27 protein-coding genes and 2 pseudogenes are annotated in these 25,806 nt (G+C 68.9%); 21 read left to right on the top strand and 8 right to left on the bottom strand.

What is annotated here, in order from left to right; genetic code table 11:
• Window positions 1-3 precede the first annotated feature (3 nt).
• The 7 genes from ACIA5G_RS52650 to ACIA5G_RS52620 all read left to right on the top strand — a co-directional run bounded on the left by ACIA5G_RS52650 (window position 4) and on the right by ACIA5G_RS52620 (window position 7,361).
• Window positions 4-861 (top strand): GDSL-type esterase/lipase family protein, encoded by an 858-nt coding sequence (locus tag ACIA5G_RS52650; RefSeq protein WP_395937917.1) that lies wholly within the window; start codon window positions 4-6, stop codon window positions 859-861.
• 45 nt (window positions 862-906) lie between these two features.
• The gene (locus ACIA5G_RS52645) at window positions 907-1,791 is read left to right on the top strand and encodes an alpha/beta hydrolase family protein (RefSeq protein WP_395937915.1); all 885 of its coding nucleotides are present in this window, start codon (window positions 907-909) and stop codon (window positions 1,789-1,791) included.
• A gap of 147 nt (window positions 1,792-1,938) precedes the next feature.
• Window positions 1,939-2,964: a glycoside hydrolase family 43 protein gene (locus tag ACIA5G_RS52640; protein ID WP_395937913.1), complete on the top strand. Its 1,026-nt coding sequence runs from the start codon at window positions 1,939-1,941 to the stop codon at window positions 2,962-2,964.
• Between the two features lie 45 nt (window positions 2,965-3,009).
• Complete coding sequence (locus tag ACIA5G_RS52635) at window positions 3,010-3,363, top strand: hypothetical protein (protein WP_395937911.1); 354 nt, start codon at window positions 3,010-3,012, stop codon at window positions 3,361-3,363.
• 65 nt (window positions 3,364-3,428) lie between these two features.
• A complete protein-coding gene (locus ACIA5G_RS52630) occupies window positions 3,429-4,256 on the top strand; it encodes an SGNH/GDSL hydrolase family protein (protein WP_395937909.1) in 828 nt (275 codons plus the stop codon).
• A 71-nt stretch (window positions 4,257-4,327) separates the two neighbouring features.
• On the top strand, window positions 4,328-5,824 hold the full coding sequence (locus ACIA5G_RS52625) for a glycoside hydrolase (protein ID WP_395937907.1): 1,497 nt from the start codon (window positions 4,328-4,330) through the stop codon (window positions 5,822-5,824).
• A gap of 688 nt (window positions 5,825-6,512) precedes the next feature.
• Window positions 6,513-7,361, top strand: coding sequence for an SDR family NAD(P)-dependent oxidoreductase (locus ACIA5G_RS52620; RefSeq protein ID WP_395937905.1), 849 nt, complete (start codon window positions 6,513-6,515; stop codon window positions 7,359-7,361).
• A gap of 128 nt (window positions 7,362-7,489) precedes the next feature.
• Here the strand turns inward: ACIA5G_RS52620 and ACIA5G_RS52615 are convergent, their stop codons facing one another.
• A complete protein-coding gene (locus ACIA5G_RS52615; protein ID WP_395937903.1) occupies window positions 7,490-7,771 on the bottom strand; it encodes a hypothetical protein in 282 nt (93 codons plus the stop codon).
• Between the two features lie 233 nt (window positions 7,772-8,004).
• On the bottom strand, window positions 8,005-8,940 hold the full coding sequence (locus ACIA5G_RS52610; RefSeq protein WP_395937901.1) for a LysR family transcriptional regulator: 936 nt from the start codon (window positions 8,938-8,940) through the stop codon (window positions 8,005-8,007).
• A 129-nt stretch (window positions 8,941-9,069) separates the two neighbouring features.
• On the opposite strand from ACIA5G_RS52610, the gene ACIA5G_RS52605 reads away from it, so the two are divergent.
• The 10 genes and pseudogenes from ACIA5G_RS52605 to ACIA5G_RS52560 all read left to right on the top strand — a co-directional run bounded on the left by ACIA5G_RS52605 (window position 9,070) and on the right by ACIA5G_RS52560 (window position 18,553).
• Window positions 9,070-10,080, top strand: a complete 1,011-nt coding sequence (locus ACIA5G_RS52605) for a fumarylacetoacetate hydrolase family protein (protein WP_395937899.1) — start codon at window positions 9,070-9,072, stop codon at window positions 10,078-10,080.
• Between the two features lie 28 nt (window positions 10,081-10,108).
• The gene (locus ACIA5G_RS52600) at window positions 10,109-11,248 is read left to right on the top strand and encodes an FAD-dependent oxidoreductase (RefSeq protein ID WP_395937897.1); all 1,140 of its coding nucleotides are present in this window, start codon (window positions 10,109-10,111) and stop codon (window positions 11,246-11,248) included.
• Window positions 11,245-12,255 (top strand): amidohydrolase family protein, encoded by a 1,011-nt coding sequence (locus ACIA5G_RS52595; protein WP_395937895.1) that lies wholly within the window; start codon window positions 11,245-11,247, stop codon window positions 12,253-12,255. The genes ACIA5G_RS52600 and ACIA5G_RS52595 overlap by 4 nt, the downstream gene beginning before the upstream one ends.
• A gap of 32 nt (window positions 12,256-12,287) precedes the next feature.
• Window positions 12,288-13,226 (top strand): VOC family protein, encoded by a 939-nt coding sequence (locus tag ACIA5G_RS52590; protein ID WP_395937893.1) that lies wholly within the window; start codon window positions 12,288-12,290, stop codon window positions 13,224-13,226.
• Window positions 13,227-13,274: 48 nt separating this feature from the next.
• Window positions 13,275-13,535: pseudogene (locus tag ACIA5G_RS52585) on the top strand (hypothetical protein); the annotation flags it as partial.
• A gap of 142 nt (window positions 13,536-13,677) precedes the next feature.
• Window positions 13,678-14,094: a hypothetical protein gene (locus ACIA5G_RS52580; RefSeq protein ID WP_395937891.1), complete on the top strand. Its 417-nt coding sequence runs from the start codon at window positions 13,678-13,680 to the stop codon at window positions 14,092-14,094.
• 23 nt (window positions 14,095-14,117) lie between these two features.
• On the top strand, window positions 14,118-15,071 hold the full coding sequence (locus tag ACIA5G_RS52575; protein ID WP_395937992.1) for a fumarylacetoacetate hydrolase family protein: 954 nt from the start codon (window positions 14,118-14,120) through the stop codon (window positions 15,069-15,071).
• On the top strand, window positions 15,068-16,513 hold the full coding sequence (locus tag ACIA5G_RS52570; RefSeq protein WP_395937889.1) for an amidohydrolase family protein: 1,446 nt from the start codon (window positions 15,068-15,070) through the stop codon (window positions 16,511-16,513). Before ACIA5G_RS52575 ends, ACIA5G_RS52570 begins: the two co-directional genes overlap by 4 nt.
• Before the next feature lie 66 nt (window positions 16,514-16,579).
• Window positions 16,580-16,738, top strand: a complete 159-nt coding sequence (locus tag ACIA5G_RS52565) for a hypothetical protein (protein WP_395937887.1) — start codon at window positions 16,580-16,582, stop codon at window positions 16,736-16,738.
• A 531-nt stretch (window positions 16,739-17,269) separates the two neighbouring features.
• On the top strand, window positions 17,270-18,553 hold the full coding sequence (locus ACIA5G_RS52560; protein ID WP_395937885.1) for a ParB N-terminal domain-containing protein: 1,284 nt from the start codon (window positions 17,270-17,272) through the stop codon (window positions 18,551-18,553).
• Window positions 18,554-19,398: 845 nt separating this feature from the next.
• Here the strand turns inward: ACIA5G_RS52560 and ACIA5G_RS52555 are convergent.
• Window positions 19,399-20,013 carry a PhzF family phenazine biosynthesis protein gene (locus ACIA5G_RS52555; protein ID WP_395937883.1) on the bottom strand — a complete coding sequence of 205 codons (615 nt, stop codon included), beginning with the start codon at window positions 20,011-20,013 and terminating at the stop codon, window positions 19,399-19,401.
• The gene (locus ACIA5G_RS52550; protein ID WP_395937881.1) at window positions 19,988-20,155 is read right to left on the bottom strand and encodes a hypothetical protein; all 168 of its coding nucleotides are present in this window, start codon (window positions 20,153-20,155) and stop codon (window positions 19,988-19,990) included. Before ACIA5G_RS52550 ends, ACIA5G_RS52555 begins: the two co-directional genes overlap by 26 nt.
• A gap of 200 nt (window positions 20,156-20,355) precedes the next feature.
• Here ACIA5G_RS52550 and ACIA5G_RS52545 point away from each other — a divergent pair.
• The 3 genes and pseudogenes from ACIA5G_RS52545 to sigK all read left to right on the top strand — a co-directional run.
• Window positions 20,356-20,637 (top strand): annotated as a pseudogene (locus tag ACIA5G_RS52545) (PhzA/PhzB family protein); the annotation flags it as partial.
• 42 nt (window positions 20,638-20,679) lie between these two features.
• Entirely contained in the window at window positions 20,680-20,982 is a 303-nt protein-coding gene (locus ACIA5G_RS52540; protein ID WP_395937879.1) for a hypothetical protein, read from the top strand.
• Window positions 20,983-21,263: 281 nt separating this feature from the next.
• Window positions 21,264-21,884, top strand: a complete 621-nt coding sequence (gene sigK / locus ACIA5G_RS52535; RefSeq protein WP_395937877.1) for an ECF RNA polymerase sigma factor SigK — start codon at window positions 21,264-21,266, stop codon at window positions 21,882-21,884.
• A gap of 1,042 nt (window positions 21,885-22,926) precedes the next feature.
• Here sigK and ACIA5G_RS52530 read toward each other — a convergent pair.
• The 4 genes from ACIA5G_RS52530 to ACIA5G_RS52515 all read right to left on the bottom strand — a co-directional run bounded on the left by ACIA5G_RS52530 (window position 22,927) and on the right by ACIA5G_RS52515 (window position 24,576).
• A complete protein-coding gene (locus ACIA5G_RS52530) occupies window positions 22,927-23,169 on the bottom strand; it encodes a hypothetical protein (RefSeq protein WP_395937875.1) in 243 nt (80 codons plus the stop codon).
• Window positions 23,170-23,306: 137 nt separating this feature from the next.
• A complete protein-coding gene (locus ACIA5G_RS52525; RefSeq protein ID WP_395937873.1) occupies window positions 23,307-23,654 on the bottom strand; it encodes a hypothetical protein in 348 nt (115 codons plus the stop codon).
• A gap of 76 nt (window positions 23,655-23,730) precedes the next feature.
• Window positions 23,731-23,883 (bottom strand): hypothetical protein, encoded by a 153-nt coding sequence (locus ACIA5G_RS52520; protein WP_395937871.1) that lies wholly within the window; start codon window positions 23,881-23,883, stop codon window positions 23,731-23,733.
• 234 nt (window positions 23,884-24,117) lie between these two features.
• The gene (locus tag ACIA5G_RS52515; RefSeq protein ID WP_395937990.1) at window positions 24,118-24,576 is read right to left on the bottom strand and encodes a hypothetical protein; all 459 of its coding nucleotides are present in this window, start codon (window positions 24,574-24,576) and stop codon (window positions 24,118-24,120) included.
• Window positions 24,577-25,213: 637 nt separating this feature from the next.
• Between ACIA5G_RS52515 and ACIA5G_RS52510 the strand changes: the two genes are divergently transcribed.
• Window positions 25,214-25,806: SLC13 family permease (locus ACIA5G_RS52510; protein WP_395937869.1), on the top strand; the 593-nt coding region annotated here is incomplete at its 3' end.

The raw sequence follows: 25,806 nt of genomic DNA, 5'->3' as shown, positions 1-25,806 counted from the left end.
GCCTTGCGAAAACTCGTTCTCACGATCGCGACAGTGCTGGCGGCGCCGATGTTCACGGGCGCCGTTCCGGCAAGCGCTTCGCTCCACGAAACTGCCGCACCGAGTTGCGCGGCCCGCCCGGCGGAGTCGAACGCGACGGCAGCGGCCACGGTCAAGGTGTGGCTCGCCGGTGACTCGACCATGGCGGATCCGAAGTCCTCCTGCCCGGTCGGCTGGGGCAACAAGTTCGACCCGCTGTTCAACGACCAGGTGACCGTGGTCAACAAAGCCGTGTCGGGCCGCAGTATCCAAACCTGGCTCTACGAATCGAACGTGACCCGCACCAAGAACTCCGCCGGTGAATGCGTGGTGAGCCCGAACACCTACACCCAACGCTGGCTGGACATGCTCGATCCCGCGAAAGGGATGCAACCAGGCGACTACCTGTTCATCCAGTTCGGCATCAACGACGGCGACCCGAACTGCCCACGACACGTCGGCCCAGCCCGCTACCAGAGCCTGCTCACCACGATGGTCGACGCGGCGAAGAGCCGAGGTGCCCACCCGGTCCTGCTGACCCCGGTCGCGGCCATCACCTGCAGCGGAAGCACAGCGGTCGGAAACCGGGGATTCCTCTCCCCCACAACGGCAGCGGGCACCGCCACCGGAGCGCCCGTGATCGACCTGCACAAGCTGAGCTACACCCTCTACAACACGCTCAAGCTGTGTCCCAACAACGGCGACTACAGCAAAGGCGCCGTGGGCGCATTCTTCTGCAACGACCACACCCACTTCGAAGCCGCGGGCGCGGACCAGATCGCGCGCGTCGTGGCGAAGGCGCTGCGCGACCAGAAGATCGGCCTCGCGGGCTACCTCAAGTAGTCAGTGGTTTGACGCCTATCCCACCCCACACCCCAGGAGCCATCCATGACCATGCAACGACGGAAATTCCTCAGCATGACCGCCGTCGGCGCGGCGGGCGCAGGCCTGGCCCTGCTCGGCGCAGGACCGGCACTGGCCGCCCTCGGACCGCTGGGCACGGCGCCAGCCACGCCGTTCGCGGTCGGCGTGCGCCGGTACGACTGGAAACGCGGCAGCCGCCCCTGCACCACCTACGTCTACTACCCCGCCACCGGCACCGCCGGCGGCAACCCGGTGACGAACGCCCCCACCGCGGCCGGCGTCTTCCCCGTCTACAACTTCACCCACGGCTACGGCAGCAGCCCCCAGAACTCCCTGTTCATCATCAAGGCCCTGGCCGCCGCAGGCTTCGTCGTCCCCGCCCCGCACTTCAACCACAACTTCGGCGACGTCAACAACGGCAACACCTCCAAGGACGTCTCCCAGATCCTCACCAACACCCTCGCCCTCAACACCAGTGGACCCCTGGCCGGACACATCAACACCACCATCGGCGTCGGTGTCTCCGGCCACTCCCTCGGCGGCATGGTCACCCACGGCCTGCTGACCTCCTGGCCCGACAGCCGGATCGTCTCCGCCAACCCCCAGTCCTGCGTGGACATGGGCAACCCCGCCGCCTCGGTCACCGCCAAGACCCTGTTCGTCCACGGCGACAAAGACACCACCTGCGCCTACTCCTCAGCCCGACAGGCCTACAACGAGATCAAGTGGCCCAAGGCGTTCCTCACCTTCGTCGGCGGCAGCCACACCAGCTTCTGGAGCGACCAGCGCTTCCCCAAGACCGTCGTCGACTGGGCCCGCTGGACCATGTACGGCGACACCGCCGCACGGGATCGCCTTGCGGCCGACGCGTCCGGCACCAAGATCAAATGGGAAGCCCAACTGGGGTAACCCACCCGCTGTGCTGGGCCACCCCCACCCCGGTGGCCCAGCACAGCGGGCCCGCCGCATCCGACCACGTAACCACATTGGACGGGTTCGATGACACAGCATTCCCCCGTTCCGGTCTCATCGCGACGTCCGCGCCGCCGCCGCACCGTGATCGCTCTCGTCGGCGCACTGCTCGCCGGCGGCCTCGCCGCGCTGGCCGCCGGACCGCCGGCGGACGCGGCACCGGCCCCGACGTACGCCGGCTATCTGTTCACCTACTTCACGGGCGAGAACTCCTCCACCGGCGAACAGGTCTACTTCGGGCTCAGCCAGGGCAACGACCCGACCCGGTGGCGGCAGCTCAACGGCGGGAAGCCGGTGCTGACCTCGACCGTCGGGACCCGCGGCGTGCGCGACCCGTTCGTCATCCGGTCACCGCAGGGTGACAGGTTCTACCAGATCGCCACCGACCTGCGGATGTACGGCAACGGCAACTGGGACCAGGTCCAGCGGACGGGCAGCAAGTCCATTGTGGTCCGGGAGTCGGCCGACCTGGTGACCTGGAGCGCGCCTCGCCTGACACGCGTCTCACCGGACACAGCGGGCAACACGTGGGCCCCGGAGGCCTACTACGACGAAGGACTCGGCCAGTACGTCGTGTTCTGTGCGTCGAAGCTGTACGCCACCAACGATCCCCGCCACACCGGCACCACCTACAACCGGATGATGTACGCCACGACGTCCGACTTCCGCACCTTCAGCGCCCCGCAGGTCTGGGTCGACAAGGGCTACTCGACGATCGACTCGACACTCATCAAGCACAATAGCACATACTACCGCTTCACCAAGGACGAGCGGAGCGCCTCGCAGTCCACCTGCGGCAAGTTCGTCCTCGCGGAGAAGTCGGCAGCGATCCTCGCTCACACCTACTCGTTCGTCGCCGAGTGCCTCGGGCGCGGAGCGATCAGTCAGGGCGAGGGGCCGCTGATCTTCAAGTCGAATACCGAAGAGCGCTGGTACCTGTTCATCGACGAGTACGGGGGCAGGGGCTACCTCCCGTTCACGACCACCGACCTGAACACCCGGCAATGGTCGCCCGTCTCCGGCTACGCCATGCCCGGCAAGCCGCGTCACGGCACTGTCCTGCCGATCACCCAGGCCGAGTACGACCGGCTCCTGCAACGCTGGGGCTGAGCCGCCCTCGCCCTTCGAGTTCCTTCGCAGACGAAAGGAGCGCCCGTGACCACCCTGCACGAAAACGGCCCCACGACCAGCGTGAGCCGTCACCGCACGCTCCACCTGCTGGCCGTGGCCATCTCGGCGGCTCTCGTCACGGCGAGCACGGCCGCCACCGCGGTCGCGGCACCGGTGGCCACGACCACAGTGGGCAGCTGGGGACCCGGAGTCAACGCGGGAGGCCCCGGATTCACCAACCAGACCATCCGGCAAGTGGTGCACGTGTCGGCCGGCGGGACGGCACCCGGCTGCGTCTGTCGAACCTGCACGGCACCACCGCACTCACCATCGGCCACGTTGATCTCGCCGCGCAGTCCACCGGAGGCACCGCGACGACCGGCACGCACCACCGGGTGACTTTCGCCGGCTCGGCCACGGCGACCATCCCACCCGGCCAGGAACAGGTCAGCGACCCCGTGTCCATGACCGTGAGCACCAATCAGAACCTGTTGGCCAGCGTGTACGTCCCGGGAACGACCGGCGCGTCGACCTGGCACCCCAGCTCGGCCGACACGACCTACGTCTCGACCACCGGAGACCACGCCGCGGACGACGGCACCAGCCGGTATCCCTCGACGAAAAGCTCCTGGCACTTCCTGTCCGGCCTCGAAGTGACCAGCACGACCGCAACGGGCACGCTGGTGGCCTTCGGTGACTCCATCACCGATGGAGCGAAGTCGTCGAAGGGGACCAACCGGCGCTATCCGGACTACCTGGCCCGCCGCCTCGCTGCGGTGTCCGGCGGCCCCCGGCTCTGCGTCGTCAACGCCGGAATCGGCGGCAACCGGGTGCTCACCAACGCGGGAAACACCTACGGCGACAGGGCACTCGACCGCTTCGCCCACGACGCGCTCGGCCAACCGAACGTCAGGGACGTCATCCTCCTCGAAGGAATCAACGACATCACCAACAGCAGCTCCCTGACGGCCAAGCAGCTGACCGACGCCTACCAGACGTTGATCACCAAGGCCCACAACACGGGAGTCGCCGTCTACGGCGGCACCATCACGCCGTTCGGACACTTCAGCGGCTACACCGCAGGACGTGAAAGCATCCGCCAAGCCGTCAACAAGTGGATCAGGACCAGCGGCGCCTTCGACGGCGTGATCGACTTCGACGCGGCGATCCGCGACCCCGGCGAGACCACCCGCATCCCCCCCGCCTACGACAGCGGCGACCACCTGCACCCGGGCGACCGCGGCTACCAGGCCATGGCGAACGCGGTCAACCTGGCCGCCCTGCGCTACTGAAGTGCGGCCACCGGTGTCGTGACAGGCGTCCGGTAGCGATACGGGCAGGACAGAAAGGAACAACGAGTCACATGGCCACCACACCCCGATCGTGGTTCAGATCCGTCGCGCTCGCGTCGGGCATCCTCGCCGGCACGATCGCGCTCCCCCATGCGGCTGCCACGGGCATCGGTGCCGCGGCCGTCGTCCAGGTCTCCTCGGCGGCTGCCCAGACGATCCAGAACATCGGGGCGTCGGGTGCCTGGTGGGTCAACGATCTGGCCCGCTTCGCCCCGGCCACCCAGCAGCGGGTGGCAGACCTGCTGTTCGGCCCCGGCGGAATCCAGTTGTCCGCGTACCGGTTCAACATCGGCGGCGGCGGAACCGGCGTGGCGGCCGGTGACCGGGCGCCGCAGACGTTCCTGGTTTCACCGGGCCGCTACGACTGGAACCGAGACCCCGGCGGGACAACCTTCCTGCGTTACGCCGCCCAGTACGGAGTGCCGGACATCGTCGGGTTCGTCAACAGCGCGCCGGCGGTGTGGACAAGCAACGGCAAGGCCTGCGGCGGAGACCTGAAATCGGGCTCGACCCAGGCGTACGCCGGCTACCTGGCCGATATCGTCACCCACTTCCGCGCCGAGGGCGTGAAGATCAACTACATCAGCCCGATGAACGAACCGCGAGTGTCGTTCTCCGCCTGCAACCAGGAGGGCATGCACGTCGCATCCGGCCAGCGCGACGACATCGTGCGTGCGGTGGGACAGACCCTGGCGTCCCGGGCCCCGGACACGCGCATCATCGCCGACGAGTCCGACCACGTCGACAAGTTCCTCTCCGAGGTACCCCAGTGGATCGGCCAGCCCGGCACCGCGCAGTACGTGTCGGCTCTCGCCCACCACACGTACGACTTCCCGAGCGACGCGACGCTCGCGAAGATCCCGGCGATGGCCAAGAAGTACGGCAAGGCCACCTGGGCCACCGAGCTCTGCTGCTGGAACAACCCCACCAGCCCGGTCTACGGCGCCCAGTACGACCCCACCATCACCGGTGGCCTCGGCATGGCCAGCATGATCTACCGGGACTTCGCGGTCTCCAACGACTCGGCCTTCCACTGGTGGACCGCGCTGTCCAAGGTGATGGGCTGCGACCCGGCTGGTAGCGCGTCGTGCGCGACGACCATCAACAGCGTGGGCTACAACGACGGGCTGATCTACTTCGACCCGAAGTACGCGAGCAACGGCAACCAGAATCTCTACCTGACCAAGCGGTTCTACACACTCGGCCAGTACAGCAAGTTCGTCCGGCCGGGATCCGTGCGGCATCCCGTGACGGGTGCACCGAGCGGAGTGCAGGTCACGGCCACGTTCCTGGGCGGTAACTGGACGCTCGTCGTCAACAACCTGAACAAGAGCGCCCAAGCCGTGAGCGTGCAGCTCCCGTCCGGCGGCGTCACGGCGAGCGGCGCGTACCGCACCAGCGCCAGTGAGAACCTGGTCGCTGTCGGGCTGCCCACGGTGTCCGGCGCCACCGCGTCGCTGAACCTGCCGGCACAGAGCATCACCACTTACGTCTTCCGCGCGGCATGAGCCGCATCGGCTGCTGAGGCGGGCAACCATGGTGTGCGCCGGGCAGCCGGAGCCGAGCTGGACCGGTTCGGACGGGAGCTTCGGAGGTTGCGCAAGAGCGCGGTTTCACCCAGACCCCGTCCGAGTCCACCCGGCACGCCGACGAGGGCCAACGGGTGGCGGAACGACGCCGTCGCTGTCGCCCGGCCGGTGATCCGGATCGCGGAGCCGGCCCGGATCACGGGCCGGCTCCGCCACGAGCTGGACCGCCGTACGCGTGCGCACAGCTGCTCCGGCAGCCCGCGGAGCTGGTTGAACGCCCGCCACCACATGGTGGCCGGCCGCTCGGGCCGGGGCAGCGCGGTGAGCCGCTGGCGATGTCGGCTCGTTCGTGTCCGGGAAAGTGCGCCGGCGCGAGAAGGCCGGTGGCCATGGTCTTCTTGTCGTAGCCGACTTCGCCATGGGGATGTCATCGACCCCGATGACGGCCGGATCTGCGGGCGTGACGCTGCCCCGGGCCACGCAGGCAAGCTCGGCTCCGCCGCGGTCAACTGTCCCGGACGCGCCATCGTGGTGCGCTGACAAAGCGCTCGATGACAAATGGCACGACCGGATCGGGTACCTCTGCCCCGGCCGAGTGGTCGGCGATGCCGAGGATGGACGAGGATGCACTTGATCTCCGACTCCGATCTCGACGACAAGGATCACCATGCCGACTACACACCCGACTGCGATCATCACCGGCGGGACCGGCGGCATGGGGCTGGCCACGGCAAGGCTCATGGGTCACGACCACCGGATCGTGCTGGCAGACCTCGACCGGACCCGCCTCGATGATGCGGTGCACGAGCTGGCGACGGCCGGAATCGAAGCGATCGGCGTGGTTTGCGACATCACCGACAAGGCATCCGTCGAGCAACTGTTCCAGCGCGCGGAGCCGGAAGGAAGTCACGTTCGCACGGTAGTCCACGCCGCGGGGGTCAGTCCGCACATGGGCACGGCCGAACGTATCGCCCGCATCAACGCAACCGGCACCGTCAACATCGCGCGAGCATTCCTCGCACGGGCCGCGAACGGTGACGCACTCGTCAATGTGGCCTCAACCGCCGGACACAGCATTCCCAGGGTCCTCGTCCCGCTCCGCTCTTTCCGCCTCGCCGAACAACGACCCGACGACTTCGAGAAGGCGATCGTCGGTCGCGCGAAGTTCGCCGGCCCCAAGCTGAAGCCCGGACTGGCCTACGCCATCAGCAAGAACTTCGTCCACTGGTACAGCCGTTACCTCGCGGCCGAGTTCGGCGAGCGGGGAGCGCGGGTCGTTTCGGTCTCGCCGGGGAGCTTCGACACCGCGATGGGACGCCTGGAGGAGAACCACGGCGCCGGTGACCTGGTGAAGTCGGCAGCGATCAAGCGATTCGGCAAGCCCGAGGAGGTCGCGGCCGTTCTCGCGTTCTGCGCAAGCGAAGCACCCGGCTATCTGACCGGGGTGGACATCCTGGTCGACGGGGGCACCAAGGCCGGGAAAAAGTTCGCGAAGGCCCGGAAACGATCTTCATAAGGGGACTCAGGTAACTCTCGTTCAGCGGAGCCACGGCCACCCAGCCCGGGCAGGGCACCTGCGGGGTGCACCCGGTGAACCGAGGACCCGGTGCAGCACCGGACCCCATCGTCGTGGAAAGCGAGCCGTCAGAACCGCTGTGCAAGCAGCTCGACCAGACCGTCACCCGACATGCCGGACGGCGCAGCCGTGACGCCCGATTCAGAGCTGCCGGCGAAGTGGCCACCACCCTGGTGCTGGTGGCCCTGCTGCCACCAGTTGACGCCCCTCTCGACGACATGGTTGATGAGCATGGCGGCGATGACGCCGTGGAAAGCAGCCTCGAAGCAGGTCACCGGAGCCACTCGCGTCACCATCTCCAGCGGCCGGAGGGAATCACCGGTGTTGACGAAGGAATCGATCTGGGTCATTTCGTTCACCTTTGTTTTCTCAAGACAAGACTTCAGCGGAAAGGAGCCGAGACTGGCGCCGCCCCGGCCGGACGGAAACTACCGCGCTCGGTCACCGGCTACATCCACCATAGTAAGCATTGTCAAGCCGACGAACGTCCACATCGGACAAATTCCCTTCGCCTGGACATGAAGGTCGCCGTGACGAGGGTCGAGCGGCCTCCGAGGTCACTACACACAATCCGGACGCGCGCTCAAATCGGCGGCCCGGAGATCACGGGCCGCTCGACATCGACAGCCTCGCCGATCCTGGCCGCCGTCTCACGCAGCCAGATGTGCGCCGCGTCGTGTGTGTGCACCGGGTGCCACCACAGGGCTTCCTGGAGTGGCACTGCGTCGTAGGGCGGTTCCACCACGCGGACCGGGACGAACCCGGCCAGCCGCTCGGCGAGCCGTCTCTGGACGAGGGCCACCCGGCGGGTACCTGCGACCAGCTGAGGCATCAGCTGGAAGCTGTCCACGGAGACCTCCACGCGTGGTTCGATTCCGAGCAAACCGATCTGGCGAGCGGCGGGCGCGTCGTAGGTGCGCTGGTAGGTCACCCACGGCAGCCGGGCCAGGTCGTCGAGGGTGAGCTGCTCGCCGACGTCGGGGTTGTCGTCGGCAACGACGTAGACCCAGCTGTCCCGATAGAGATCGACCGTGGGGAAGCCGCGAATGATGCCGTGGGGCATCAGCAGCCCGTCGACGGTACTCAGCAACTCCCCGGCGTCGTCGATGTTTTCCGTCGGCGCCTGCTTGAACCGGAGCCGGATGCCGGGCGCCTCGGCATGGATGGTGCGGGCGAGTTCGGCGCCGTAGACGGCCACCGCGTAGTCGGAGGCGATCAGGGTGAACTCGTGCTCCTCGCGTGCCGGGTCGAAGTCGGCCTGGCTGGCGAAGACGCGCTCCAGCAGGTCGCAGGCGGTGGCGGTGCGGTCGAGGAGAGCCAGGCCGAGGGCGGTCAGTTCGTAGCGTGTTCCGGCCCGTGCGAGCAGGTCGTCGTCGAAATGACGTCGCAGCCGGGCCAGGGCAGCGCTCATGGCGGGCTGGCTGAGCCCGATGCGCCGGCCCGCCTTGGTGACGTTGCGCTCCTCCAGCAGAGCGCGCAGGGCAACGACGAGGTTGAGGTCCAGGCTGGCCAGATTCACGAAGCATCCCAGTGCGGAGTCGGAACGTAGAAGTATTTGCGCCCTGGATTGAGGCCATCCAAGGAATCGATTTGCCAGATCACACCTTACGGGCCAGATTGGGGGCATCGCAATCGGGAGGACAGCTCCGTGACATCCACAGCCGCGTCGGCCCCCTTCTCCGGCCCGTTCGCCATCGGCACCCTTTCGGCTCCGGATGGGCCCAGGTTCCCCGGTCTCGTGGCGCGGGACGGCCGGGTCCTCGACCTGTCCACAGCACTGGGCGAGCCCACGCTGACCACGCTGGTGCTCTTGGAGCGCTGGGACGAGCAGCTGCCACTCCTGCACTCCCTCGTGGCGGATCCGGCGGGCGACTGGCGGCCGCTGGCGGGCTTGGCCGTGCACGCGCCCCTCGAGCCCCGGCAGATCTTCCAGTCGGGCGCCAACTACCGGCAGCACGTGATCGATCTGGGGGTCGCGCAGCGCGCCCCGGACGACCCGCGCACCGTCGAGGAGGCCCGCGCCGAGATCGCGGCGATCATGGACAAGCGGGCCGCCGAGGACCTCCCGTACGTCTTCATTGGCCTGCCTGCCTCGATCTGCGGTCCCTACGACGACGTGGTGCTCCCCGCTTGGGCGGAAAAGCCCGACTGGGAACTGGAACTGGCCGCGGTGATCTCCCGCCCCGCCTACCAGGTCACCGTGGAGGAGGCCCTGGACCACGTCGCCGGCTACACCATCGCCAATGACCTCACCGACCGCGCGACCGTCTTCCGCCGGGACATGCCCCCCATCGGTACCGACTGGCTGCGCAGCAAGAACGCCCCCGGTTTCACCCCGCTGGGCCCGTGGATCGTCCCGGCAAGCTCCGTCGCCGACCCGTCCGACCTGCAGGTCACCCTCAAGCTCAACGGGAAGACCATGCAGAACGAGTCCACGAAGGACATGATCTTCGACGTGGCGCGGATCGTCTCGTACATCTCCCAGACGGCCCGACTGCTTCCCGGCGACCTGGTGCTGACCGGCAGCCCGGCCGGGAACGGCATCCACTGGGGCCGGCTGCTGCGCGACGGCGACGTGATGGACGGCTCGATCACCGGGCTCGGCGCCCAGCGCACCCGCTGTGTCGCCTCGCCGGTCACCCCCACCGCCGCCAAGTAGCGCCTCGCTGCCCCGCACAGGAGACCCCATGACAGATCCCCGTCCTCGCACCGTCCTCGTCATCGGCGGTGGCGCGTCCGGCAACGCCGTGACCATCCTGCTCCGGCGGGCCGGCATCACCGTGGACCTGATCGAGGCCCAACCCGACTGGAACGTCCTCGGCTCCGGCATCACCCTGCAGGGCAACGCGCTGCGCGTCCTGCGCGAACTGGGCGTATGGGACGAGGTCCAGGAGGCCGGTTATCCCTTCAACGCCATCGGCCTGGCCGCGCCCGACGGGACGATGCTCTTCGTCCACGAGGACGCCCGCACGGGTGGCGAGGATCTGCCCGCGACCGCCGGCATGCAGCGGGCACAGCTTCAGAAGATCCTGTGCGAGGCCGTCCGCGCCGGCGGCGCGAGCGTCCGCCTCGGCACCACCGCGAGCGAACTGCTCCAGGACGAGGACGGCGTCACCGTCCGCCTCAGCGACGGCACCGAGGGACGCTACGACCTCGTCATCGCCGCCGACGGACTCAACTCCGCCACCCGCGCCATGATCGGCATCGGCGACAAGCCCGAACCGACCGGCATGGCCATCTGGCGCGTCGCCACGCACCGCCCCGAGGGCGTGGAGCACTCCGCCCTGGTCTACGGCGGCTCTTGCTACATCGCCGGTTACTGCCCCACCAGCCAGAACACCATGTACGCCTACCTCGTGGAGGCCAACCGCGACCGCAGCGCCATCGACCCCGACTCCTACGCGGAGGAAATGCGTCGGCTGGCCGCGGGCTACGGCGGCGTCTGGCGGGAGATCGCCGCGAGCATCACCGACCCGGCGAAGGTCAACTACACGTGGTTCCACCGGCTGCTCGTCGAGGGCCCCTGGCACCGCGGCCGGGTCGTCCTGATCGGCGACGCCGCCCACGCCTGTCCCCCCACGCTCGCCCAGGGCGCGGCCATGTCGCTGGAAGACGCCTCCGTGCTGGCCGAAATGCTGAGCGACCGGCAGGACTGGAGCTCCTTGGACGCCCTGCTGACCGGCTTCCACGAACGCCGGATCCACCGTGTCCGCACGGTGGTCGAGGCCTCGGTGCAGCTCGGTCAGTGGCAGCTGGACGGCGCCGGGAACGCCGGCATGCCCGGCCTGATCGGCCACACGATGTCCGTCATCATGGAGGCCCCGTGAGCCCGCTCGGCAGCACGCCCACGATCGACGTGCACGCGCACGTCTTGCTCCCGCAGGTCGAGGACACCGTCGCGGGGCATCCCGCGCTGGCCGCCGCCCGAGCTCTCGACGCGCGCCGCAACGGCCCCGAGGCGCTCGCCGTCAGCGGCCCGATGTTCCGCGACCGCGTCCCCAAACTGACCGACGTCGAGGCCCGGCTCGCCGCGATGGACGCCTCCGGGATCGACGTCCAGCTGGTCTCGCCCTCCCCGTCGCACTACCACTACTGGGCCGAGGAGACACTGGCCCGCACGGTCTGGGAAGAGGCCAACACGGGCACCGCCGCGCACGTAGCGCACGCCCCGGAAAGACTGCTCGGCCTCGGCCTCGTCCCGCTCCAGCACCCGGAGCACGCCGTCGAAGCCCTCGACCACGCCCTCGGCCTGGGCCTGCGCGGTGTCGAGATCTCCAGCCACGCGCCGGGGCGCGAGCTGTCGGACCCCGCCTACGAACCGTTCTGGAAGCATGCCGAGGAAACGGGGGTGATTCTCTTCCTGCACCCCTTCGGCTGCACGCTCGACGAACGCCTCGACCGCTGGTACCTGTCCAACACCGTCGGCCAGCCCACCGAGAACGCCGTCGCGCTCTCCCACCTCATCTTCTCCGGCGTCCTGGACGACCATCCAGGGCTTCGCATCATCGCTGCCCACGGCGGCGGCTACCTGCCCACCCACATCGGCCGCTCCGACCACGCCTGGCGGGCCCGCCCCGACGCCCGCCGCTGTGCGCACCCGCCCAGCAGCTACCTCGAGCGGCTGTACTTCGACTCCCTCGTCCACGACCCGCACGTCCTGCGCGAACTGATCCGGGTGGCCGGTCCCGACCGGGTGCTGCTCGGCTCCGACTTCCCCTTCGACATGGGCACCGACGACCCGCTCGGCGCGCTGCGCGCCGTCAAGGACCTCCCCGATTCTCACTTCCACGCCGTGCGCGGCAGCAACGCCGCAGCACTGCTGCGCCTTGCCTGAACCATCCGAACGCACAGAGGAGAACCTCCACCATGGACGCGCGTCTGCTCACCCACCTGCGGCACGTCGACCTGGCCGTGCCGGACTACGACAAGCAGCTCGAGTTCTACGCCGGCGTCTGGGGCCTGACCAAGGTCGCCGAAGACTCGGGCATCTCCTTCCTCGCCGCCGAGGGCTCCCCCGAGCAGTACATCGTCCGGCTCCGCAAGGCACAGGAGAAGCGGCTCGACCTCATCTCCTACGGCGCCGCGAACCCCGCCGACGTGGACACGCTTGCCGAACAGCTCCTCGCAGGCGGGATGCAGTTGATCGGCCAGCCCGGCAAACTCGACACCCCGGGCGGCGGCTACGGCTTCCGCTTCTTCGACATCGACGGCCGCACCATCGAGGTCTCCTCCGACGTCGAGGCACGCCGGCACCGTCGTGTCGAGGAGAAGGAATCCATCCCCGTCCGGCTCTCCCACGTCGTCCTCAACTCCACCGACCCCAGCGCCACCCGCGCCTGGTACGAGCGGCATCTCGGCTTCCGGCTGTCCGACACGCTCAGCATTCCGCACATGGGCGAGCTCATGCACTTCATGCGGATCAGCAGCCAGCACCACTCCATGGCCATTGCCCGCGGTCCGCACACCTCCCTGCAGCACATCTCCTTCGAGATGCGCGGCATCGACGAGTACATGCGCGGCTCCGGCCGGGTGATGCGCTCGGGTGCCCGCAAGATCTGGGGCCCCGGGCGGCACATGGCGGGCGACAACACCTTCACCTACTTCCTCGACCCGAACGGCAACACGGTGGAGTACACCACCGAACTCGAGGAGCTGGACGAGGACACCTGGCACCCGCACATCTACGACATCACCCAGCCCGAGAACTCCGACCAGTGGGGCACGGCCAACCCCATGAACGAGATGGTCGGCAAGGAGATGCAGAACGACGTCGACCACGGCGTCTTCGTCGCTCCGCCGGTCTGACACGGCGACCCCGACCACTGCCGACTCACCCGAATCCCGAGGATTGCCATGCGCCCGACCGTGACGAACTCCGCTCCTTCGCCCACCGCGGACGCGGCGGAACTCCAGGAGCTGCTGCCCGGGATCCACGCCTGGGTGCAGCCGGACGGGACCTGGTGGGTCAACAACGCCGGCGCGGTGGCCGGCGACGACGGGGTCCTGGTGATCGACACCTGTGCCACCGCGGCGCGCACCCGCCGGTTTCTCGACGCCGTGGACACGGCCACCGGCGGGGCGCCCGTCCGGCTGGCGGTGAACACCCATCAGCACGGTGACCACACCTACGGCAACAGCCTCCTCCCCGCCACGACGGTGATCGTCGGGCACGGCCGGATGCGGGAAGGGCTTCAGGCCGACCTGGTCATCGACGGCTGCCCTCCGCTGTGGGATCGCCTGGCTGCCCGGCGAACGCGTGCTGTTCTCCGGCGACCTGGTGTTCGCCGGACTCACCCCGCTGGTCTTCATGGGCTCGGTGGACGGGGCCCTCGCCGCGGTCGACTGGCTGGAGTCCCTGCAACCCGACGTCGTCGTCCCCGGCCACGGCCCGGTCCTCACCGGCACCGGCATCACGCGGGTCCTGGACGAGCACCGCCGCTACTACCGGCTCATCCTCGACACCGCCCAGGGCGGGCTCTCCCGGGCTCTGACGCCCCTGCAGACCGCCCGCCAGGCCGACCTGGGCGAGTTCACGGGCTGGGCCGACGCCGAACGGATCGTGCTCAACCTGCACCGCGCCTACGCCGACCACACCGGCCGGGACCTCGACGTGATCGCCGCGTTCGAGGACGCGGTCGCCTGGCTCGGCCACCCGATGCACACCTCCGTCTGAAGGGAAGCGCGACTGTGCGGTTCGTGACCTACGCCGACGACGACGGTGATCGGGTCGGCGTCCTCCACCACAACCAGGTCCATCCCCTGGATCGCGGCGTCACGATGCTCGGCCTCCTACGCGACGGCACCCTGCGGGAAGCCGGTGAGCAGGCCCTGGCCGCGCCCGCCGCGCCCCGGGCGGTCGGCGACCTCCGGCTGCGCGCACCGATCCCCGACCCGCCCACCGTGCGGGACTTCATGACCTTCGAACGGCACGTCGAAGGCGTCGCCAAACTCGGCGGACCCGACTCGACCGTCCCCGAACGCTGGTACGAGGCACCCGCGTTCTACTTCACCAACCCCTACGCGATCCTCGGCCCCGCCGACGACGTCCCCGTCCCGCCCGGCAGCCGGATGTTCGACCTCGAGCTGGAGATCGCCGCCGTCATCGGCCGCACCGGCCGCGACATCCACCCCGACGACGCCGACGCCTACATCGCCAGCTACACCATCCTCGTCGACTGGTCCGCCCGCGACCTCCAGTTCGCCGAGATGCAGGTCCGGCTCGGCCCCACCAAGGGCAAGGACACCGCCAACACCCTCGGACCGGTCCTGGTCACCCCCGACGAGCTGCAACCCTGGCGCACCGACACCTCGTTCGACCTGACGATGACGGTCGAGATCAACGGCGAACGGCTGGGGCAGGACCGCTGGTCGGCCATGGCGTTCTCCTACGCCGACATGATCGCCTACGCCTCCCGCGGCACCAAGATCCGCCCCGGCGACATCCTCGGCTCCGGCACCTGCGGCGGCGGCTGCCTCGCCGAACTGTGGGGCCGCAAGGGATTGAACGCCCACCGCCCCCTGCAACCCGGCGACGTCGTCACCGTCACCGTCGAACAACTCGGCACCCTGACCACCCGCGTCGTGCAAGGCGTCGAGCCGATTCCCATCCCACCCGCACGACGAGCCGGCTTTGCGAGGAGAGTTCCATGAACGAGTTCGTCATCGTCGGCGCGAAGGTGTTCGACGGCGAGAAGAACCTTGGCCACGTCGACGTGCACGTCGACGACGGCGTCATCGTCTCGGTGGGCGGGCCGCGTGTCACCGGGGTGGAAGTCGTCGACGCCACCGGCGCAACCCTGCTGCCGGGCCTGATCGACGCACACACCCACACCGATGCCGCGATGCTGCGCCAGGCCCTGACCTTCGGCGTCACCACCGAACTCGACATGGGCTCGGTCCCCGCCACCATGATCCCGCTGCGCGCCGAGGTCGAGGCCGACCGGAGTCTCGCAGACGTGCGGAGCGCCTCCTTTTCGCTCACCCACCCCGACGGCCACCCCCACCAGTTCCGGAAGGGCCTCGGCGATCCGGTCTGGCCGACCGCGACCACGGTGGCGGAGGCGGCCGGGTTCGTCGACGACCGGATCAGCGAGGGCGCGGACTACATCAAGCTGATAGCCGAGAGCGGTGGGGCGTTCGGCTTCGAGTTGCCGCACGTACCACTGGAGATTCACGCCGCCGTGATCGCCGAGGCGCACGCTCGCGGGAAAATGGTGATGGCCCACGCCATGACACTGCACGAGACCGAACAGATGGTCGACGCCGGCGCCGACGGCCTCGCCCACCTGTTCGCCGACACGGCCCACACCCCGGAGATCGTCGACCGCATCGCCGGCGCGAACGTGTTCGTGGTGCCGACACTGACTCCCCTTGCCTCCATCGTCGGGCTGTCTCACAGCACCGACCTGGCGCAAGATCCCCGCGTGGCGGGAAAGCTTCCGCCGGAGCTGAGGTCTCACCTCTCCGACACGTTCGGCGGCTTGCCCGCCTCGCACTTCGACCTGGCACTGGCCACGATCGCCGCCCTGCGCCAGGCTGGGGTCGACGTGATCGCCGGCACCGACGCCGCGGCTCTGGCCGTGCGCGGCGTGACCCACGGAGCAAGCCTGCACGGCGAGCTGCAACTGTTCGTCCAGGCCGGTTTCAGCCCCGCCGAAGCCCTGCGCTCGGCGACTTCACTGACAGCGCAACGGTTCGGCCTCCACGATCGGGGCCGCGTCAAGCAAGGCCTGCGAGCAGATCTCGTCCTGGTCGACGGTGATCCCACCACGACCATCGACGACAGCCTCTCGATTCGCGCGGTCTGGCGACAGGGGACCCGCCTCGCGACCGCATCCACGCTCGGCTCCCGGCGAACCCGCCGCCAACGGCACCGAATCCATCAGCAGGTGCAGGGCCCGCAACGAGGGCAGGACCGTCGGGTTTCATCGACCACGACGCGTTCGAGGATGACGGGCCGGGATGCCCCATCCGGCATGGCGGCACGGACGTTCTCGAACACCCCGCAGCGCCGCTCCACCCGGCCGGCACCCGACACCGGAAGTAGACGTCGCCACCGGTGGAGACGGTCTTCGTCATGTCGCCGGGGGTGAGCTGCCCGGGGCTCGACCCGACGTCGACGAAGGTCTCTCCGGACAGGCCGATCACGCAGGGCACGTGTGGTCGAAGAACAGGTTTCCCGCCTTCATGACGAACTGGAGCCGCTCACTCAGTTCTTCGCGGTGGCCGATGCGCTCGCAGAGGGGCGCACCGAACACGATTTCGAATCCTGCGGTAAGCGTGACGACCGATTTTCGGCGTGCGTCCTGGCCGCGTAGAACTCTTCGCCGCAGAGCACGGCATATATTCCACAGGAACTCCCGCACGCTGGCCAGGAGCGGCTGACGTGCGTGTTCCGGTAACCGGTGTTTCCATCGCCGGGCAATACCCCCACGGCCACGAGCAGTCACATCAGCCGGCGGGCGCCCTCTTCCCCGACGCCACCTACCCTCACCAGCGCGATACCGGTTCCCACCGGCCCGCCATCCGGTCCGGAATGCCCAGTTTTACGGCGACGCAAAGGCGTTGCGCACATCAGCCGCCGGTGATGATTTCGACCACACCTTCGGCAGCCGTCAATTCCCTATTCATACCACAGTCCCGATCCATCGGACGGGTCGATCTCGCAGCCGATAATAGTGCACTCCCCAAGACCTGCCAATTACCGCAGACTTATGGGCGACCGGCTTCGTCACCTGGCGAATGGAACACCGTGAACTGGCGGATTGCGACGCCCAGCAAGAAGTTCCCATGATTACTGGGTCCACTGTACGAGTGCTGGGCGCACGTCCTGATCGATCGGGGAAAGCATGGCCAAGTCGACTGCGGAGGATCGGGAAAACGGGGCCACGGTGCGCCTGCCGATCGACGCGCTCGCCACCGGGCGTTCCGTGCGGGTCGGCGGTGAGGACGCGGCGCACGTCCGGAGGCTATCCACACTGCCCGAGAGCGACCTGCCGCCCATCGTCGTCCAGCGGGCGACGATGCAGGTGATCGACGGCCGGCACCGGGTGCGCGCGGCCCGGCTGCGCGGTGCGTCGCACATCGATGCTCGGTTCGTCGGCCACGAGGACATCGAGGCGTTCGCCTTCGCCTTGAAGGCCAACACCGGCCACGGCGGACTGCCGCTCACCCAGGCGGATCGCCGGGCCGCGACGGCGCACTTCCTGTCGTTGTGTCCACAGTGGTCTGATCGGCGCATCGCCGCGACGGCGGGCGTGCCGCCGCGGACCGTCGTGCAGCTGCGTGACCAGCTGGGCCGTCACGCCGCCGAGCGGGTGGGCCTGGACGGCCGCCGTCGTCCCACCGACAGCGCACAGCGGCGCCGGCTCGTCCGTGAGCTGCTGCTGGACGACCCGCGCCTGTCCCTACGTCAGGCGGCGAGGGCGACCGGGCTGTCACCGGAGACCGTCCGCGCCGTCCGCGCGGACCTCGTCGCTGGCAAAGACCGGCCCACGGCGCCGCAGCCGGCCGCCGACGTGGCGCGCCCCAGGCGGCTGCCCACGCGCAGCCCGGAGACGGACGGCGACACGCTCCAGCGGCTGGGCAACGATCCGGCACTGCGGTCGACCGAAGCCGGGCGTGCGTTGCTGCGCCTGCTGCACCTTCAGGTCCGGCTGGACGGACCTGGTCGGGCACCTGCCACCGCATTGTCACGGCAGCCTGGCGGCCCTCGCCAGGCAGAACGCCGTGAGCTGGCGCGCACTGGCCGAGCAGCTCGAACGCGACCTGGCTTCCTGACGCGCGCTTTCCGCGTCTCATGGCCGGTATTCCGCAGATCACTTCCTGCCCGCTGCCCGCGGACGAAGATCCGCCGGAGCGGCTGGTGTCGTGGGTCGTGGATCCCCGCTCGCGCGGTGCTGCTGATCCACGACAGGCAGCGGTACTTCCTTCGGCCGTTCGTACCGGGACTCGCCGATCCGTTGACGAAGAACGTGGTGGCGCTGCGCGAGTACCGCCGGGCCACGGGGATGCCGACGGCCCACACCGCCCAGCGCGGCCGGATGTCCGATGTGGACATACGGCTGCTGAAGGACATCAGGGGACCCGGCATGCGCGGGACGCCGCAGACCACGAGATCGTCGACGCGCTGACGCCCGGGCCGTCCGACTGGCTGCGCACGAAGTGGCGCTACCGCGCTGTCCCTCACACGGACGGGACCAGCTGATCATCTACGGGGTCTACGCGCACGTGGGCATCCGCATGACGGCGGTGGACGCTTCACCCGCGGTTCGCGTCGGCGCAGTTCCACCCCGAATCGGTGCTGACGCGCCGAGACCGGCCATCCTCCCGAGCATGATCAGGAGCGCACGGACGCGTGGGTGTTGGTCGAGAGTCCGTGCCACCAGTTCCGGGTATCCGATCCCGGCGGAGCCTACCGCCGAACCTGCGGCTCGTGCTGGACGTCGAGGCCGCCGCACCGGAAGGCCAGGAGTGATCATGGAGGTGAACAGCGCGCGCAACTCGGCAGCGAGTTCGACAAGTTCCCGGAAGACCGTTTCGCTGCTGCAGCGGTGGTTCGAGCTGGCCGTGGCCCGTGGCGTCCGTGAACCGGGAGCGATGGCACTGACGACGGCGGGGCGGCCGGGCCACGTGTCGAGCCGGATGGTCCGGCTCAGCCGGATCACCGGCCGCGGGATCATCTTCGCCACGCATGCAGGCAGCTGCAAGGGAATCGAGTTCGTGAAGACCGGTTACGGGCGGGCAAGTCCTACTGGCGCGAGACCAACCAGCAGATCAGCCTCGCCGGCCACGTCGAGCGGCTGGGGCGACACCGAGACGGACGCGTTGTGGGTCGTCCGCCCGGACTGGGCGAACACGATGTCGGTGGCGACCCGGCAAAGCGAACCCCTCGCCGACGAGCGGGAGCCGCTCGACCGGGCGTCGTCGCTGGAGCAGGCCGCTCCGCCGGGGCGGCCGTCCACTTCTGATTGGCGTTTCAGACGCGGAACTCGCCGGCCGCCACGACCACCGCGGACCCGCCGACGTCGATGCCACCTGCCGATCCGTGCACCTCGGCCCGCACGACCGAGGTGCGTCCCATCTCCACTCCTTGGCGGATCTCGATTTCCGTGCCGAAGCGGGCCAGGCCGTGCCGCGTCAGGTGCACGGCGAGCGGGCCGGCCGCGGTGTCCCCGGCGATTCCGGTGGCGGGCGAGACCATGCGCGTCCGCCGCCGGGTACCCTCGGGGACGAAGCAGTTGGCCGCAACGTCCGGCAGGCCGACGAAGACGTGGCGCGGTCCGTTGCGGTACACCTCGACCGGCGGCGTCGAGGACTCGATACCGAGCGCGGCCGGCAAGTTCCCGGTCCGGAGGTAGGGCTCCCACGTCGGCACGGGCTGGCGAATCCGGGCCGACACCGCGCGGCTGCCGGCTCGGTGCAGGTCGAACGGGATCGTGCCCCTGCCCGTCTCCATCAGCAGCCGGTCGCCGGAGACGGACTCGCCCAGCGCGATCGCCGTGCCGAGCGTCGGATGGCCCGCGAACGGCAGCTCGTTCACCGGGGTGAAGATCCGCGCCCGCACGTCACCGTCGTTCTCCGGCGGCAGCATGAACGTGGTCTCCGACAGGTTGAGCTCGCGCGAGGCGTTGCATCAGATCGGCGGGCAGGTCCGCGGCGTCGAGGAAGGCGGCGACGAGGTTGTCGTGCAAGGGCGTGTCGGTGAAGACGTCGACGATCAGGTACCGGTGCACCTGGCGAAGGTCAGACAGGACCGGGCAAACCGGCCAGTGCGGTGTCCGACCGTGCACTGCTCCAGTTGGACAGTTTGATTGACCGGCGAGGGCCGTGCGGGACAAGGTGATCGCAGTACTCCCAAGGACGGGCAGGAGGTTCGCCGAAATGACGACCAGCGCGACGCAGGGCTTGACCGGAGGGGCGGCGCAGGAACGACCGCGCCGTCGTCGAGGACTACCTCGGCCGCACGGGGGAAAGCCGGCTGGCCCGATACCTGTTGTTCATCGAGGACGGCAGCGCGGGGCTCTACACATCGGACACCACCGAGCCGATCGTGCAGCGGCATCCGCACCTGATGGTCGTCAGCCACGGGCAACTTGAGCGGGCCGAACAACGGCGTGGCCGGATCGCGCCATGCCCGCGGCGTCGCCCGTCACCCCAAGATCATGGCTCAAGCAGCATCGATCACCACGTGAGAGACACTCTCGGGTCAGGTTAAAACGGCTTTCGAGCCATTCGTTCATTCGCAAGGAGATCTGAAATGACCGAAGTACAGAGCACGGGACCGTCGGCCACCCGGACGTGGCTGGCTCGGACGGCAGGCATCGGCCTGATCGCCGCGGCGGCGGTGATCGGGGGCACGGCCACTGCTGACGCGGCTCCGGCGTCCGTCCTGCCCGATCCCACTACGGGAGTCATCACGCACGGCAAGAACTCAGAGGCGGCTTTGGCCGCGTGCAAGGCGAAGACCCACGGCCAGACCCAGATCGTCTCCTACCTCTTCCACATCCCGCTCACGGACCGTTACGCCTGGGCCTGCCACCCCGGGCTGAAGCCGTCCTGATCTTTGCCGGCGACCGGGTGATCCCGAGGCGGTGTCGTGCCCGGGATCACCCGGTGGTGGCGTCGGCGAAGGGGAAGGTGCGCCGGAGGGACTCTGGAAGAGGTTCCGGTGGTCCCGGGCGGGCGGCGATCCGGCACGCCCGGACGAAGGTGAACTCGCGGCTTCCGGCCCCGCGGCGGTGACTGCTCTGACTGCGTTACGCCATCCGGACCAGTACGAACCGTCAAGGGAGCGACGAGTCGGCGTGCCTCAGATCTTGTGCCATTCGCGCATTTCCCCTCGTGCAGGTGTGCGCCGTGGTTGATCAGGTGCCGCTCCATTCGGTGCCCACGGAGCGATCGTCCGGCCCTGGGCTGACCTCGGAAGAGCTGTTGACCAAGGTCGCGCAGCAGGGCGACGAAGCCGCGTTCGCGATGCTGTACGACCGGCTGGCCGGTCCGATCTTCGGGATGGCGCACCAGGTGCTGCGCAACCGTTCCCATGCCGAAGAGGTCACCCAGGAAGTCATGATCGAGCTGTGGCGCACCGCCACGCGCTACTCCGCGGACAAGGGAAAAGCCGTGAGCTGGGCGCTGACGATGGCGCATCGCCGGGCGATCGACCGGGTCCGCTCCGAGCAGGCCGCCACCAACCGGGAAACCAAGGCGATGTTCGAGGCCGGGCAGAGCACTCCATTCGATGAGGTCGCCGAGTCCGCAGAACACCGCGACGAGCGCGCCCAGGTCCGCGCCTGCCTCGACCGGTTGACCGAGCTGCAGCGTCAGTCGGTGACGATGGCCTATTACCAGGGCCAGACCTACACCGAGGTCGCGACGAACCTGGGCGTGCCGACCGGGACGGTCAAGACGCGGATGCGCGACGGATTGATCCGCCTGCGCGACTGCCTCGGCGTCGCAGCCTGACCGGCCGCGCCCCATCCGGTCCGGCAGGCCCGCGGTGACGACCAGGAACTCAGGCAGCCTCGTCCTCCTTCTCGACGTCGCCACACGAACGGTGGCGCCGGCGTGGAATCCAGGGCCACTCGGTAGGCACGACAACACATCCCTCGAACCGGTCGGTGTATCCGGCGATACCCGTTACCCTGCGATTCCACCCGGAGTGAGCTGCGGCGGGTGATTCTTCCGCAACGTCGCCATCCGCCTCACGTCAACGCTGCGAGAGCACCCAGCCTGGGCGCGTGACGACGGCTACCCCGATGGAGTGATCGGGCCCACCCAGACCCCGTTGCGACCAGCCAATCTACGTGAGCCCGCTGGTCACCAATCCGGACGCCGAGTTGCCGCCGAATGACAGATGGTGGTGAATTACTTCCAGTTCGGGAGGTTGATCCAGCGGTGGCCATTGTCGAAGACGTGACACACACCCAGGCGGGTCGTGCCCGGCCTGACGCGGGGCTGGGCCGTTCTGCCAGACAGACCCGCCGAAACGACACCTCTGTGAGGCGGTCGGGCGCGCCGTCGGGCTGGGCCGACCGTTGGGCAGCCGCCTTGCTCGCGCCACCACCCCGCTACCCGCGACCGGCCCGTGCCAGGCGCACATCAGCGGTGAAGAAATGCGCCACCGAGATCGCCATCGCGGCCCGTGCGATGGTCACACCGCTGGTGACAGCGGCAAGGGCAGCGGGCCAACGTAAATCGACAGAGGCATCAGCGCGTCCCGCATCCCAGCCGTGACCGTCGGGGAGCGACCATCGACAAACAGAACCGTCGTCTACGTGCGGAGACGCAGCCGCTCATCCTGGCAGGTTGACCGATTCGTCCCAGGACCAGATAGCCGGCCTCAGATGCATGGGCGTTTTAAGATTCTCCGACGCAGGTGGAGATTGATGTCGATCGGTCCTTCCAGCTCGAGACGAGGCGCCGCACAGTGGTGCCGGGACCAAGAGGGGGTCATGCCGAGGACCAGCTCCCCGGCCAGCTCTTTGCTCAGGGAGAACGCCCAAGGCTAGGTGGTCGCTTGCCCGGTCTCGGTCAGCGTGGCGGCGGCCGGGGGTGCGTCGGCGAGGTGCAGGGGCCGGTTGTGGCGGTAGTCCACGAGCGCACGTTCACAGTCGGTGGTGGTGATCTGCACCGTGCTCTCGCCGAGCTCGATGCTCACGGCCTGCAACAGCCCCGCCCGGTATCCGGGCCAGGGTTCATGCCAGAACCAGTCGCCTTCACGCAACGTCGCCGCGGGCACAGTACTCATGGACCGACACTCCAGGCCAAACGGAGCAACGACGAGGGGCCGGACTGTGGTGGGTCCGGCGGTGCGCCGGGCCGGTCGGGGGGCCTGCCGACCGGGCACACCACCGGATACCCACCCCAGAGGGAGCACACGGCGGATTATGACGCCTGGCGCCGAGACGAGAACGAGGCGTTGTCCCGGCCACCGTGCGTGCCGGACACGGACCCGGCGGGGAGCTCCTCGGCGAAGATGCCCTCGACGCGCCGGGTGGCACGACGCAGGGCACGCACCGCGAGCAGCAGTAGTCCGACGCTCACACCCAGCAGCGCAGCCAGGATCGCCGCCGGGACCAACGCCAGTGCTCCGCCTGCGACCAGCGCCGCCGGGGTACTGGCCAGCAGCGCTGCCGCCGCGCCGCGGCGGATCCAGCGCAGCTCAGGACGGGGCCGGGCGTGGCGGGCCCGGTAGCGCGGGCGCATTCCCACCGCGTGGGCAGACGTGCTCACCGATACCTCCAGGGGTCGACACATCGCCGCATCCCCGCGGGCGCGGCGGAGGCGGAAGCAAGGGAACAGGGAAGAGTTACCGGTGTCGCTGCCAGCGGCGGGTCAGCGCGGCGGGGTCCAGGCCGCGGCTGACCGGCTCGGTGTCGATGTCACGGCGCCACGCCGCCAGCATTGCCCGGAGGGTCACGGTGTCGCGGGCGGTGCCCGGTCGTGATCGGGGTGTCGGCATCGGTCGGCCTCCTCACGACGAGGTCTGGGTCGTGTACAGGAACTGTCGCTTACGCCGCCGTCTGGGTTACCGGCGTTACTCCATCGAGTCCACACCGACTCCGGACAGCCACCACGCGGCCACGCCCACGCGTCGGCGGTCAGCCGCGCTGCAACAGCAGCCGCTACCCGTCCCGACACAGCAACGTCCAGCCGTCAGCGGCCTCGATGTCGCCGTCCTGGGCCAGGCACGCGGTCACCACGGCGGCGAACGGGGCCATGATGACCCGGCGCATCGAGCACACCCCCCGGCAATACCTGCGGATGCCGGCCGGGACGCTCGTGCGTCGAAGTCACCACGCCCCCACCTCCGATCATCGCCGGTCCCCGGGCTTCGCGGCCGTGTCGTGACTGCGGGCACCGTCGTTCCGGGCGGCGTCGGCCGGGCTGCCTCGCTCGGCCGGGTGCGGCATGGCCGGCGTCGCGCCAGCGGTGCCGGTGCGGGGCTGGGCACGCCTGCGGACGGGGCGGGCCCCGCGCTCGCGGGGTGGGCGGGCTCGGCGAGCTCCTGCAGCCGTTGAGCCGCGGCACTACGCCGGTCGCGGCGGCTGCGAGCACACATCCCCAACAGCACCCCCACCGCCATCAGGACCGCACCGGCCGCGACCGCCAGCAGCAGGATCAGCCACAACGGCACCTGGAACTGCCAACCCAGCCAGGACAGGCCCGCGGACTGCCGCTCTGGATGATCAGCAACGCCACCGACACCGCCAGCAACGCACCGACCGCGACGCCGAGACGATACGACCGGGTCGGGCTGGCCGAGAGAACAGTCCGCACCAACGGCGACAAGTCCTGCGCCGGCGGCCCGGACGAGCCGGTGGGAGCGGTGGGTGGGGGGTCATGAGACGAACGCGACATCGCGGTCTCCTTCCCGGGAACACAGCTGTGTTCCCGGGTTGCGGGCGCCCACCGGACGCCCCGACAGGCATGCCTGACCACCATCGTACGTCTCGGACATCCCGGACACGACCGCCGCAGAACGCCACCGCGACCACGAGATCTACCGGCCCAAGATCAGCGGATCGTGGCATGCAACTCAATCTTCGACCGCTCACCCGGGGCACGTCGGTGCGCCTCCGCATACCCCAGGTGCAGTCAAAATTCACTGACAGCAACCGCTCTCACCGGTCACCGGCGAGAGCACCGCGGAACTCGGCGCCCGCCTGCTCGGCGCGCCCGCCCACCCTCGATCCGCCCTACGCTCACCCGGTGCACGCCGACGATATCGCGCGACAAGCTGCCGCAGCCGGCCCTCACGCCCCACCCGCCGACAACAGCGAGGCCACCCGATGAGCTCTCTCATCGCGATCACCGTGTTCGTGGTCGCCTACCTGTTCATCGCCACCGAAAAAATCCCCAAGATGATCGCCGCGCTGGCCGGCGCCGCCGTGATCCTCGCCCTCGGCGTGACCGGCTCCGAAGACGCCTTCTACTCCCACGACACCGGCGTCGACTGGGACGTCATCTTCCTGCTCCTCGGCATGATGATCATCGTCAGCGTGCTGCGCAAAACCGGCGTCTTCGAATACGTCGCCATCTGGGCCGCCAAACGCGCCAAAGGATCACCACTGCGCGTGATGATCCTGTTGACCCTGATCACCGCCGTCGCCTCCGCCCTGCTCGACAACGTCACCACCGTCCTGCTCATCGCACCGGTCACCCTGCTGCTCTGCGACCGGCTCGGCATCAAACCCGTCCCGTTCCTCATCGCCGAAGTCCTCGCCTCGAACATCGGCGGCGCCGCCACCCTGATCGGCGACCCCCCGAACATCATCATCGGCAGCCGGGCCGGACTCGCGTTCAACGACTTCCTGCTCAACCTCGGCCCCATCGTCGTCATCGAACTGCTCGTGTTCACCCTCGTCCTCCCCCGGCTCTTCCG

The organism is Amycolatopsis sp. NPDC051758 (genome assembly GCF_044453095.1).
Lineage (GTDB): Bacteria > Actinomycetota > Actinomycetes > Mycobacteriales > Pseudonocardiaceae > Amycolatopsis.
The sequence above is the reverse complement of the archived record's forward strand: the minus strand, read 5'-3'. Positions and strand labels throughout refer to the sequence as shown.

Coding starts and splice junctions, on each gene's coding strand:
- ACIA5G_RS52560 (WP_395937885.1), top strand. CDS start 17,270: ATGGCCAAGTCGACTGCGGAGGATCGGGAAAACGGGGCCACGGTGCGC.
- ACIA5G_RS52520 (WP_395937871.1), bottom strand. CDS start 23,883: ATGCCGACACCCCGATCACGACCGGGCACCGCCCGCGACACCGTGACC.
- ACIA5G_RS52630 (WP_395937909.1), top strand. CDS start 3,429: ATGACCGTGAGCACCAATCAGAACCTGTTGGCCAGCGTGTACGTCCCG.
- ACIA5G_RS52555 (WP_395937883.1), bottom strand. CDS start 20,013: ATGCTGCCGCCGGAGAACGACGGTGACGTGCGGGCGCGGATCTTCACC.
- ACIA5G_RS52620 (WP_395937905.1), top strand. CDS start 6,513: ATGCCGACTACACACCCGACTGCGATCATCACCGGCGGGACCGGCGGC.
- ACIA5G_RS52600 (WP_395937897.1), top strand. CDS start 10,109: ATGACAGATCCCCGTCCTCGCACCGTCCTCGTCATCGGCGGTGGCGCG.
- ACIA5G_RS52615 (WP_395937903.1), bottom strand. CDS start 7,771: ATGACCCAGATCGATTCCTTCGTCAACACCGGTGATTCCCTCCGGCCG.
- ACIA5G_RS52540 (WP_395937879.1), top strand. CDS start 20,680: ATGACCGAAGTACAGAGCACGGGACCGTCGGCCACCCGGACGTGGCTG.
- ACIA5G_RS52645 (WP_395937915.1), top strand. CDS start 907: ATGACCATGCAACGACGGAAATTCCTCAGCATGACCGCCGTCGGCGCG.
- ACIA5G_RS52530 (WP_395937875.1), bottom strand. CDS start 23,169: ATGAGTACTGTGCCCGCGGCGACGTTGCGTGAAGGCGACTGGTTCTGG.
- ACIA5G_RS52625 (WP_395937907.1), top strand. CDS start 4,328: ATGGCCACCACACCCCGATCGTGGTTCAGATCCGTCGCGCTCGCGTCG.
- ACIA5G_RS52570 (WP_395937889.1), top strand. CDS start 15,068: ATGAACGAGTTCGTCATCGTCGGCGCGAAGGTGTTCGACGGCGAGAAG.
- ACIA5G_RS52590 (WP_395937893.1), top strand. CDS start 12,288: ATGGACGCGCGTCTGCTCACCCACCTGCGGCACGTCGACCTGGCCGTG.